Source organism: Pseudomonas sp. VS40 (assembly GCF_018587885.1).
GTDB classification, from domain to species: domain Bacteria; phylum Pseudomonadota; class Gammaproteobacteria; order Pseudomonadales; family Pseudomonadaceae; genus Aquipseudomonas; species Aquipseudomonas pergaminensis.
In genome coordinates, this window is sequence record NZ_JAGYWD010000012.1 from 151,309 (window position 1) to 163,168 (window position 11,860).

General features: G+C 58.3%; 10 protein-coding genes. 9 read left to right on the forward strand and 1 reads right to left on the reverse strand.

Translation table 11 applies throughout. From position 1 onward, the window contains the following. Positions 1-93: 93 nt before the first annotated feature. Entirely contained in the window at positions 94-1,650 is a 1,557-nt protein-coding gene (locus tag KHP07_RS27080; protein ID WP_214498357.1) for a bifunctional aminoglycoside phosphotransferase/ATP-binding protein, read from the reverse strand. A gap of 118 nt (positions 1,651-1,768) precedes the next feature. Between KHP07_RS27080 and mrcB the strand changes: the two genes are divergently transcribed. The 9 genes from mrcB (at position 1,769) to msrQ (ending at position 11,586) form a co-directional block, all read left to right on the forward strand. After that, positions 1,769-4,093, forward strand: coding sequence for a penicillin-binding protein 1B (gene mrcB, locus KHP07_RS27085; protein WP_078050196.1), 2,325 nt, complete (start codon positions 1,769-1,771; stop codon positions 4,091-4,093). Positions 4,094-4,109: 16 nt separating this feature from the next. Then, on the forward strand, positions 4,110-4,844 hold the full coding sequence (locus KHP07_RS27090) for a tetratricopeptide repeat protein (protein WP_099490967.1): 735 nt from the start codon (positions 4,110-4,112) through the stop codon (positions 4,842-4,844). After that, on the forward strand, positions 4,844-5,173 hold the full coding sequence (locus KHP07_RS27095) for a YqcC family protein (protein WP_078050194.1): 330 nt from the start codon (positions 4,844-4,846) through the stop codon (positions 5,171-5,173). The genes KHP07_RS27090 and KHP07_RS27095 overlap by 1 nt, the downstream gene beginning before the upstream one ends. A 431-nt stretch (positions 5,174-5,604) precedes the next feature. After that, positions 5,605-7,329: an acetolactate synthase 3 large subunit gene (locus KHP07_RS27100; RefSeq protein ID WP_078050996.1), complete on the forward strand. Its 1,725-nt coding sequence runs from the start codon at positions 5,605-5,607 to the stop codon at positions 7,327-7,329. Between the two features lie 2 nt (positions 7,330-7,331). Continuing rightward, a complete protein-coding gene (gene ilvN / locus KHP07_RS27105) occupies positions 7,332-7,823 on the forward strand; it encodes an acetolactate synthase small subunit (protein ID WP_003176102.1) in 492 nt (163 codons plus the stop codon). 47 nt (positions 7,824-7,870) lie between these two features. Further along, positions 7,871-8,887 carry a ketol-acid reductoisomerase gene (gene ilvC, locus KHP07_RS27110; RefSeq protein WP_003176099.1) on the forward strand — a complete coding sequence of 339 codons (1,017 nt, stop codon included), beginning with the start codon at positions 7,871-7,873 and terminating at the stop codon, positions 8,885-8,887. Between the two features lie 144 nt (positions 8,888-9,031). Next, positions 9,032-9,889 (forward strand): CDP-diacylglycerol--serine O-phosphatidyltransferase, encoded by an 858-nt coding sequence (pssA, locus tag KHP07_RS27115; RefSeq protein WP_078050193.1) that lies wholly within the window; start codon positions 9,032-9,034, stop codon positions 9,887-9,889. Positions 9,890-9,952: 63 nt separating this feature from the next. Next, entirely contained in the window at positions 9,953-10,966 is a 1,014-nt protein-coding gene (gene msrP / locus KHP07_RS27120) for a protein-methionine-sulfoxide reductase catalytic subunit MsrP (RefSeq protein ID WP_078050192.1), read from the forward strand. After that, a complete protein-coding gene (gene msrQ / locus KHP07_RS27125) occupies positions 10,966-11,586 on the forward strand; it encodes a protein-methionine-sulfoxide reductase heme-binding subunit MsrQ (RefSeq protein ID WP_078050191.1) in 621 nt (206 codons plus the stop codon). Before msrP ends, msrQ begins: the two co-directional genes overlap by 1 nt. Positions 11,587-11,860 lie beyond the last annotated feature (274 nt).

Here is an 11,860-nt window from a genome sequence, read left to right on the forward strand (position 1 = left end):
GACGGCGACTCCTGTTGGATTTATGACGCCATTATAGTGCCACTATTGCTCGGTCGTGCGCCCTAAGTAGGCGACACGACCAAGAAATTTTTCTTACAGTCCTGGCAAGCGCTGGCGAATATGCGCCACCAATGCATCGAGGGTTCCGCTTTCATTGGTTTCGACGCGCTTACTGAGGAGCAGTTCCTCGGCGGTCAGCGCGTCGCGATTGGCTTGCTGTTGTTCAATAACAGTCAGCGTGGCGTCGGAAGGATCGTTTTTGTCCGCCTGACGTTGTGCCAGCCAGCTGGCAATAACGGCTTGTGGGGCGTTGCAATCCAGGATCAGGAACGGCGCGCCGGTGGCTTCGGCAACCTTGGCGGCTGCATCGCGTTGTTCGCGTTTCAGGAAGGTCGCATCCAGCACAACCGGGTAACCGGCGCGCAATACCGTGTCGGCGATTTCATTCAGGCGCGCGTAGGTCGCTGCGCTGGCGTCGGCAGCGTAGATACCGGCCTGTGGCGTGTTCTCGACATGTTGTTCACCGAACAGACGCTTGCGCTCCACGTCCGAGCGCAGGCGCACGGCGCCCAAGGCTTCTACCAGGCGCATGGCCACGTGGCTTTTGCCCACGGCCGACACCCCGTGGGTAATCGCCAGGAAGCGCGACGGAATGGTGCTGTAGCTTTCCGCCAGGTTGGCGTAGTTGCGGTACTGGCGCAGGGTGGTGGCGCGTTGCACCGGGCTGGCTTCGCTCGGCATGCTGAACAGTGCGATCTTGGCGCGTACCAGGGCGCGATAGGCTTTATAGAAGTTCAGTACTTCCAGGCCTTGATAGTCGCCCGTCAATTCCAGGTACTGGCTGATAAAGCGGCGCGCCAGGGATTTGAGACCACGGTCTTCAAGGTCCATGGCCAGGAAGCCGGTATCGGCGTACACATCGGTGAAGCGGAAAGGCTCGTTGAATTCGATGCAGTCGAAGATCACCACGTGGCCATCGATCAAGGTGGCATTACCCAAGTGAATATCACCGTGGCATTCACGGGTGAAGCCTTCCTGCTTGCGCTGCGAGAACAACGGCTTGAGGCGCTCGAAGCTGCTTTCGGCCCAGGCCTGCAGTGCTTCCAGTTGTGCCAGGTCGGCCTTGTCGCTGAGGAACGGACGGATCTGCTCGAAGTTCTGGCGAACCGGTGCCATCACTTCGTCTGGAGTCCCGGCCGGGTGTTCCTGCGGCACTTTCGGCGCAGCGAGGTGGAACTGCGCGATCTGCTTGGCCATTTCATCGATGTGCGCGCTGGTCAGTTCGCCGTTGGCTTGCAGCGTGCTGAGCAGTTGGCTCTGCGGGAACTGACGCATCTTCAGTGCGTACTCGATGACCGGGCCGTCGCCACCCAACTGCGGGGCCTCGGCAGTGCCAGTGATTGGCAACACTTCAAGATACAAGTCTTCGGTCAGGCGTTGGTTGAGGCGCAGCTCTTCATTGCAGAAGTGGCCGCGTTTTTCCAGGTCGGTGAAATCCAGAAAACCGAAGTTCATCGGTTTCTTCAATTTATAAGCGTAGGGGCCCGTCAGCACGACCCAGGAAATATGGGTTTCGATGACTTGGAACGCTTCAACCGGGTGGGGGTATAAAGCCGGATTTTGCAGGGCGGCGATCAGAGACTGGCTCACGGGCGATCCTTCGGAGTCGGTGGGAAAACATGGCGGGCATTATGGCGGTTGCAGCCGGTCGTGCAAACCGCTGTCCGGCTCATGTTGATCATCAATAAAGTGCGTATAATCCGGCGCCATGACTCGAACCCGATCTCCCCGTTCCCGTAAAAAACCTCCTTCCCGTGGCCTGCGTCCCTGGCTGGGCTGGGCGCTCAAGCTAGGCCTGGTAGGCCTCGTGGTGCTCGCCGGCTTTGCGGTGTACCTCGACGCCGTGGTGCAGGAGAAGTTCTCCGGCAAGCGCTGGACCATTCCGGCCAAGGTGTACGCGCGCCCGCTTGAATTGTTCACCGGGCAGAAGCTCAGCAAGGATGACTTCCTTACCGAGCTCGACGCCTTGGGCTATCGCCGCGAACCCGTGAGCAACGGCCCGGGTGCGGCCGCCGTCAGCGGTAACACTGTCGACCTGAATACCCGCGGCTTCCAGTTCTATGAAGGCCTGGAAAAAGCCCAGCCGGTGCGCGTGCGCTTTTCTGGCGATTACGTCGCCGAGCTGTCCTCCCTCAATGGTTCGAAGCTGCCTGTGGTGCGCCTTGAGCCACTGATGATCGGCGGAATTTACCCGAAAAACCTTGAAGATCGCATCCTGATCAAACTCGATCAGGTGCCACCGTACCTGCTGGAAACCCTGGTTGCCGTTGAAGACCGTGATTTCTACCATCACTGGGGCGTCTCGCCGAAGTCGATTGCCCGCGCGGTCTGGGTGAACACCTCCGGTGGCAAGATGACCCAGGGCGGCAGTACGCTGACGCAACAATTGGTCAAGAACTTCTACCTGACCAACGAGCGCAGCCTGACCCGCAAGCTCACCGAAGCGATGATGGCGATGCTGCTGGAGCTGCACTACAGCAAGCAGGAAATCCTTGAGGCTTACCTCAACGAGGTCTTCGTTGGCCAGGATGGCCAGCGCGCGGTGCATGGTTTCGGCTTGGCCAGCCAGTTCTTCTTTGGTCAGCCGCTGTCCGAACTGAAGCTGCACCAGGTTGCGTTGCTGGTGGGCATGGTCAAGGGGCCTTCCTACTACAACCCCCGCCGCAATCCAGAGCGTGCGCTGGAGCGCCGCAACCTGGTGCTCGATGTGCTTGAACAGCAGGGTGTTGCCACGGCCGAGCAAGTGGCTGCGGCGAAGAAGATGCCGTTGGGGGTTACCACGCGCGGCAAGCTGGCGGACAGCTCGTTCCCAGGCTTCATCGATCTGGTCAAACGCCAATTGCGTGAAGATTACCGCGATGAAGACTTGACCGAAGAAGGCCTGCGGATCTTCACCAGTTTCGACCCGATCCTGCAGATGAAAGCCGAAGCGTCGGTCAATGACACCTTCAAGCGCCTGACGGGCCGCAAAGGTTCTGATGAAGTGGAAGCGGCCATGGTCGTGACCAACCCGGAGACCGGTGAAGTGCAGGCCATGATTGGCAGTCGCCAAGCCAGTTTTGCCGGGTTCAACCGTGCGCTGGATGCGGTGCGGCCGATTGGTTCGCTGGTCAAGCCTGCGGTTTACCTGACCGCACTGGAAAAGCCTAGCAAGTACACGCTCACCAGTTGGTTGTCGGATGACCCTCTGTCAGTCAAAGGTGCCGATGGCCAGGTGTGGACGCCGCAGAATTTCGATCGTCGCTCCCACGGTACGGTGTTCCTGTATCAGGGGATTGCGCATTCCTACAATATCTCTACGTCGCGACTGGGCCTTGAAGTGGGCGTGCCGAACGTCCTCAAGACGATAGCGCGGCTGGGTGTCAATCGTGAGTTCCCAGCTTTCCCGTCGATCCTGCTGGGCGCTGGCGCGATGACGCCGATGGAAGTCGCGACCATGTACCAGACCCTCGCCAACGGTGGTTTCAACACCCCCATGCGCGGGATCCGCAGTGTGTTGACCGCCGAGGGCGAGCCGCTCAAGCGCTATCCGTTCCAGATTCAGCAGCGTTTTGACGCCGGCTCCATCTACCTGATCCAGAACGCCATGCAACGCGTGATGCGTGAAGGTACCGGGCGTTCGGTCTACAGCGTGCTGCCGGCGAACCTGACATTGGCGGGCAAGACCGGTACCAGTAACGATTCGCGTGACAGCTGGTTTGCAGGTTTCGGCCAGGATGTGCTGGCGGTGGTGTGGCTGGGGCGCGACGATAACGGCAAGACGCCGTTCACCGGTGCCACCGGTGCGCTGCAGGTCTGGACCAGCTTCATGCGCAAGGCCGACCCGCTGCCGTTGAACATGCCGCAGCCGGATAACATCGTGCAGGCGTGGATTGATCCGCACACCGGGCAGGGCTCTGATGCCAACTGTCCGGGCGCGGTGCAGATGCCGTATATTCGCGGCAGCGAACCGCCACCCGGCGCCGCATGCGGTGGCAGTGCCCCTGCTGACGCGGAATCGGTGATGGATTGGGTCAAGGGCTGGATGAATTAAGCAAAGAGGGTTTCAAGTGAACAAGTGGTGGATTCCAGCTATTACAGCTCTGGCTTTGCTCAATGGTTGCGCCAGTGTGCAGCGCGGCTCCATTCCCGTGGTGGACTCGAGCACGGCCGTGTCCAATAACGACCGGATCTCGGCCAATGGCGGTTTCCGCCAGACCGTGACCAATCGTCCCGCCCAAGCCAAGCCACAAGCCATGCCGCAGGATTCGGGCGTAGTGGTGATGGTGCCTGGCGGTGGTGCGGCCACATCGGCGCCAATCAGCGCCGAGCCGTGGACCCCTGGGCCGAGCAACTCCGCCCCGATCGATACCACGCCGATTCAGACGGCACCGGTCACCCAGGGAACCTACAACATGCCATCGACGCCGAGTGGCATTCCCTCGTCCTCCAGCGGCGGCGGCCTGTCGGCTGACGAGCAATTGGACGGGCCGGTGCTGGCCCTGTTGACCACTGCCCAGCAACAGCAGGCGGGTGGTGATCTGAACGGTGCATCGTCGAGTCTCGAACGTGCCCAGCGTGTTGCTCCGCGTGAGCCGCAAGTGTTGTATCGCCTGGCCCAGGTACGCATGGCCCAGGGTGATGCGCCCCAGGCCGAGCAGTTCGCTCGTCGTGGCTTGACCCTGGCCAGCGGTCGTCCCGACCTGCAAGCCAGCTTGTGGGCGCTGATTGGCGACGCGCGTGCCGCACAAGGTGATGCTGCCGGTGCTGCCCAGGCACGCCAGAAAGCCAAGGTCAGCCTCTGATGGATGCACGTTTTCCCGCCATTGCCGAACAGTTATTGCTGATTGAGCGAGAGTTGCGCGTGCAGGGCTGGTGGGACGATGTGTCCCCCAGCGTCGAGGCGCTCAGCAGTGTCGAGCCGTTTTCGGTGGATACCCTGGATTTTCACCAGTGGCTGCAATGGATATTCCTGGTGCGCATGAAGCAGATCCTCGAACAGGACCTGCCGCTGCCCAATGCGTCGGGCATCCTGGAAATGGCCGAGATGGTCTACGCCGACCGCCCGTTGGAAAGCCTTGGCTTGCGTAATGCGCTGAAAAAGTTCGACCAATTGATCGTCGACGCTCGTTAATTGCCTGACTGCCGGTTTTTCCGGCAGTCTTGCGCACATTTCTACCGCTTGACGACATTCAGGCGAGTTTTATCCCTCCTCAGAGCCCTTTCTTCTACGTTCTCATGCGCTTAGTTGGAAAAAAGCGCAATTATTGCTTGACTTGAAGGGCCTGAAACAGAAGAATCCAAAGTCCGCTGTATCGGGACTGCCAGAAGCAGGCCCGCTCAGCAGATCATGAGGCGCACATCCGCGCCGACCTGTAACACCCGCAACGCGTTACCTCGCGCTGGGTGGGAAAAGCCCGCAACACTTGGGACGATCCCAATACTTGCTCAGTCAGTGCTGACGTAGTCGGCGACCACCGTCGCTCATGCTCTGTTGAGAAGTAAACCTATTAAGACCCGTCGGTTTTCAACGGACGGTATTCTGGCGTTTTAGAGGTGAACAACGTGGAGCTTTTATCTGGCGGTGAGATGCTCGTCCGCTTTTTGCGTGACGAAGGCGTCGACTATATCTATGGGTACCCAGGTGGTGCTCTGCTGCATGTCTACGACGCACTGTTCAAGGAACCGGCTGTTACCCACATCCTGGTTCGCCACGAACAGGCCGCGACCCATATGGCTGACGGTTATGCCCGTGCCACCGGTAAAGCCGGTGTAGTACTGGTAACGTCCGGCCCAGGCGCAACCAATGCCATTACCGGCATCGCGACTGCGTATATGGACTCCATCCCGATGGTGATCATTTCCGGCCAGGTGGCTAGCACCATGGTTGGTACCGATGCATTCCAGGAAACCGACATGATCGGTATCTCCCGGCCGATCGTGAAACACAGCTTCATGATCAAGCATGCGTCGGAAATCCCGGAAGTCATGAAAAAGGCTTTCTACCTCGCACAGTCCGGTCGCCCGGGTCCTGTGGTGGTCGATATCCCGAAAGACATGACCAACCCGGCGGAAAAATTCGAATACGTCTTCCCGAAGAAAGCCAAGCTGCGTTCCTACAGCCCAGCCGTCCGTGGGCACTCGGGGCAAATCCGCAAGGCCGCAGAAATGCTCCTGGCGGCCAAGCGTCCAGTGCTGTACTCGGGTGGTGGCGTGATTCTGGGCGGTGGTTCTGCACCGTTGACCGAGCTCGCCAAGCTGCTCAACCTGCCGGTGACCAATACCTTGATGGGCCTCGGTGCCTTCCCGGGTTCGGACCGTCAGTTCGTCGGTATGCTCGGCATGCACGGCAGCTACACCGCCAACCTGGCGATGCACCACGCCGATGTGATCCTGGCAGTGGGCGCGCGTTTCGATGACCGCGTGATCAACGGCGCGAGCAAATTCTGCCCGAATGCCAAGATCATCCATATCGACATTGACCCGGCGTCCATCTCCAAGACCATCAAGGCCGACGTGCCGATTGTAGGTCCTGTTGAAAGCGTATTGACCGAAATGGTCGCTGCACTCAAGGACATCGGCGAGACGCCAAACAAGGATTCCGTGGCCAGCTGGTGGAAGCAGATCGACGAATGGCGCGGTGATCGCGGCCTGTTCCCTTACGACAAGGGTGACGGCAGCATCATCAAGCCACAAACCGTGATCGAGACCCTGTGCGAAGTGACCAAGGGCGACGCCTTTGTGACCTCCGACGTGGGCCAGCACCAGATGTTCGCCGCGCAGTACTACAAGTTCGACAAGCCTAACCGCTGGATCAACTCCGGTGGCCTGGGCACGATGGGCTTTGGTTTCCCTGCGGCCATGGGCGTGAAGCTGAGCTTCCCGGACACCGACGTCGCGTGCGTCACCGGTGAGGGCAGCATCCAGATGAACATCCAGGAACTGTCGACATGCCTGCAGTACGGCCTTCCGGTGAAGATTGTCTGCCTGAACAACGGCGTGCTGGGCATGGTGCGTCAATGGCAGGACATGAGCTACAACAGCCGTCACTCCCATTCCTACATGGAGTCGCTGCCGGATTTCGTAAAATTGGTTGAAGCCTATGGCCACGTCGGCATTCGCATCACCGATTTGAAAGATCTGAAGCCGAAGATGGAAGAGGCGTTCGCCATGAAGGACCGCCTGGTGTTCATCGATATTCAGGTGGATACCAGCGAGCACGTCTACCCGATGCAGATCAAAGACGGCTCTATGCGCGACATGTGGCTGAACAAGACGGAGCGTACTTAATCATGCGGCACATTATCTCCCTGCTTCTGGAGAACGAACCCGGCGCTCTGTCTCGTGTTGTCGGCCTGTTTTCGCAACGTAACTACAACATCGAAAGCCTGACCGTGGCTCCGACCGAAGACCCGACACTGTCGCGCCTGACGTTGACGACTGTTGGCCACGATGAGGTGATCGAGCAGATCACCAAGAACCTCAACAAGCTGATCGAAGTGGTCAAGCTGGTCGACCTGTCGGAAAGTGCCCACATCGAGCGCGAGCTGATGTTGGTGAAGGTCAAGGCCACGGGCGCCCAACGTGCCGAGATCAAACGCACTACCGACATTTATCGCGGGCAGATCGTCGATGTGAGCGCCAGCGTTTATACCGTTCAACTGACCGGTACAAGCGACAAGCTGGACAGCTTCATCCAGTCGATCGGGACGGCCTCGATTCTGGAAACCGTACGCAGTGGTGTCACCGGGATTGCCCGTGGCGACAAAGTACTCAGCATCTAACCCAAATTAGCGAATGGCCTTACGGCCTGGATATATAGAGGAACCTCATGAAAGTTTATTACGATAAAGATTGTGACCTGTCGATCATCCAGGGCAAGAAAGTCGCCATCATTGGCTACGGTTCCCAGGGCCACGCTCAAGCGTGCAACCTGAAAGATTCCGGCGTTGACGTGACCGTTGGCCTGCGTAAAGGCTCGGCCACTGTTGCCAAGGCTGAAGCCCACGGCTTGAAAGTGACTGACGTTGCTTCCGCCGTTGCTGCTGCCGACCTGGTCATGATCTTGACCCCGGACGAGTTCCAGTCCGCGCTGTACAAGAACGAAATCGAGCCGAACATCAAGAAGGGCGCCACCCTGGCCTTCTCCCACGGCTTCGCGATTCACTACAACCAGGTAGTGCCACGCGCTGACCTGGACGTGATCATGATCGCGCCAAAAGCGCCGGGTCACACTGTACGTTCCGAGTTCGTCAAAGGCGGCGGTATCCCTGACTTGATCGCGATCTACCAGGACGCATCGGGCAACGCCAAGAACGTGGCACTGTCCTACGCTGCTGGCGTCGGTGGCGGTCGTACCGGCATCATCGAAACCACCTTCAAGGACGAGACTGAAACCGACCTGTTCGGCGAACAAGCCGTACTGTGCGGCGGTACCGTCGAACTGGTTAAAGCCGGTTTCGAAACCCTGGTTGAAGCGGGCTACGCGCCAGAAATGGCCTACTTCGAATGCCTGCACGAACTGAAGCTGATCGTTGACCTCATGTACGAAGGCGGTATCGCCAACATGAACTACTCGATCTCCAACAACGCCGAATACGGCGAGTACGTGACTGGCCCGGAAGTGATCAACGCCGAGTCCCGTCAGGCCATGCGCAACGCCCTGAAACGTATTCAGGACGGCGAATACGCCAAAATGTTCATCAGCGAAGGCGCTACCGGCTACCCTTCGATGACCGCCAAGCGTCGTAACAACGCCGCTCACGGTATCGAAGTCATCGGCGAGCAACTGCGCTCCATGATGCCGTGGATCGGTGCCAACAAGATCGTCGACAAAGCCAAGAACTAAGTCGTACGTATCAAGAAAAAACGCGGCTTAGGCCGCGTTTTTTCGTTTGGGAGGCGGGTTCTGGTATAAAGCTGCATCGTTTGCGGGCGAACACTCGCCGCAAGTATTTGTCGAATTTTTTCACACCGTTGCAAGGTAAAGTCCATGAGCGAACGTCCCGAAGAGCCAAACCAGGCTCCTGACGCCGAAAGCCTGCTACCGATCGATGAGCATGTCGAAGAAGGGCATGACGCTGAAGGCCGCAAGGTCCGGCATCGTGGCATCTATCTGCTGCCCAACCTGTTCACCACGGCGAACCTGTTTGCCGGGTTCTACTCCATCATCAACTCCATGAGCGCCCAAAGTGCGCTGGCGGCAGGCGATGCGGCGAACGCCAGCAAGTATTTTGGCTTTGCTGCAATCGCCATCTTCGTCGCCATGGTGCTCGATGGCCTGGATGGTCGAGTTGCACGCATGACCAATACGCAAAGTGCCTTCGGTGCCGAGTACGACTCGTTGTCCGACATGGTTGCGTTTGGCGTCGCCCCCGCGTTGCTGGCATTTGCCTGGGCGCTGGGTGATATGGGCAAGGTCGGCTGGATGGTTGCCTTCATCTATGTCGCGGGCGCTGCTTTGCGTCTAGCGCGCTTCAACACCCAGGTGGGGACCGCCGACAAGCGTTACTTCATCGGTTTGGCCAGCCCTGCTGCTGCAGGTGTGGTGGCGGGTATCGTCTGGGCGTTCAGTGATTACGGCATCCAGGGCTCGAAGATGTCGTTCCTGGTTGCCTTGATGGTGGCTGCCGCCGGCATGCTGATGGTCAGCAACATTAAGTACAACAGCTTCAAGGAGCTGGACCTGAAAGGGCGTGTGCCTTTCGTGGCGATTCTGGCGGTGGTGCTGGTATTCGCCGTGGTGTTCAGTGATCCGCCGCGAATCCTGTTGCTGGCGTTCCTGGTTTACGCCGCGTCGGGGCCGGTTCAGTACTTGCTGCATCTGCGCCGCGACAAAACATTGCCTTAATGTAATTTCCCCCATACTCCGCAGTCTATTGGTGCATCAGTTCTCCAATGCTGCGGAGTTGCCATGTTAATCAAATTGCCTAAAGCGTCCGATTGCCACGAATCGGATGTCACGCCTGAATCCTTCTACCTCTCTCGCCGCAGCCTGCTCGGTGGTGCGCTTGCCGGTATTGCAGCCAGCAGCTTGCCGCGTTGGGCCGGTGCTGACGAGGCCTCGCGTTATGCCGATGTTGAGTCGGGCAGGGCGCCGGGCTGGTTTGCCGAGAAGCTGCCAGGCACCAAATGGCAGGCCGTCACCGTTAAGGACGAGGCCATCACGCCCTTCAAGGACGCAACGCACTACAACAATTTCTATGAGTTCGGTACCGACAAGGGCGACCCGGCAGCCAATGCGGGCTCACTCAAGACCGAGCCTTGGAGTGTGGTCATTGATGGCGAGGTTGCGAAGCCAGGCCGTTATGCCCTGGAAGACTTCATGAAGCCTTATCAGTTGGAAGAGCGCATCTACCGTCTACGCTGTGTTGAGGCGTGGTCCATGGTGATCCCCTGGATAGGTTTCCCGATCTCAGCGTTGCTCAAGCAGGTCGAGCCGACCTCCAAAGCCAAATACATCCGTTTTGAAACCCTTCAGGACCCGAAGAGCATGCCAGGGCAGCGTTCGAGTTTTGGTTTGATCGACTGGCCTTATGTAGAGGGCTTGCGTCTGGATGAGGCGATGAACCCTTTGGCGATCCTGGCGGTAGGTATGTATGGGCGCGAATTGCCTAACCAGAATGGCGCACCGCTGCGCTTGGTGGTGCCGTGGAAGTATGGCTTCAAGAGTGTGAAGTCCATTGTGCGCATCAGCCTCGTGAGCGAGCAGCCGAAAACCACCTGGCAAAGCATTGCTGCCAATGAGTATGGGTTCTATGCAAATGTGAACCCGACGGTCGATCACCCACGCTGGACCCAGGCCCGGGAGCGTCGCCTGCCGAGCGGCTTGTTCAGTCCCAATGTGCGTGAGACGCAGATGTTCAATGGTTACTCGGATGAGGTGGCCTCTCTTTATACCGATCTCGATCTGCGGAAAAACTACTGATGCGTTACCCGATCTGGCGCATTGGCGTCTTTATAACGGCGGCGGTATGGCCACTGTTTTGGCTCTATGAGGCGTGGAGTTCTGCTCTGGGGCCGGATCCGGGCAAGGTGCTGGTCGATCGGCTGGGGCTCGGTACTCTTATTCTTTTGCTGATCACCCTAGCAATGACGCCGCTGCAGAAGCTCAGTGGTTGGGCGGGGTGGATCGCGGTGCGGCGGCAACTGGGGTTGTGGTGCTTTGCCTATGTTGTGCTGCACCTGGCTGCATATTGCGTGTTTGTGCTTGGCTTGGACTGGTCACAACTGGGTGTGGAGTTGCGCAAGCGGCCCTACATTATTGTCGGCGCGTTGGCTTTCCTGTTGCTGTTGGTATTGGCGGTGACGTCGAATCGTTACAGTCAGCGTCGTATGGGAAGTCGTTGGAAGAAGCTTCACCGCCTGGTGTATGCGATTCTTGGGCTTGGCTTGCTGCATATGCTGTGGATCGTGCGAGCTGATCTGAAGGAGTGGGCTATCTATGCTTCTATAGGTGCGTTGCTCTTGGTGTTGCGGATACCCGCTGTGATGCGGCGAATCCCAAGGCTTATTGCGAAAAAACCACTTTCTGCAACAAAAGTGTAATTAGGGGTTGACGGCAGATTCTGGAAGTCTATAATTCGCCCCACTTCCGGCGCAGTCGAAACGGAAAACTCCTTGTTAAACAAAGAGTTACGCAGAATTCGACAGCGATTTGCTTCAGATCATCGAAGCCCAGAAGGAGTTGGTAGAGCAGTGTTGTTTGGCTCTATTAACGTTTCGATCTTCTCGGTCGAAAGCGGAGAAAAAGAGGTGTTGACAGCAGCGTGTAACGCTGTAGAATTCGCCTCCCGCTAACGAGAGATCGGAAGCGCAAGTG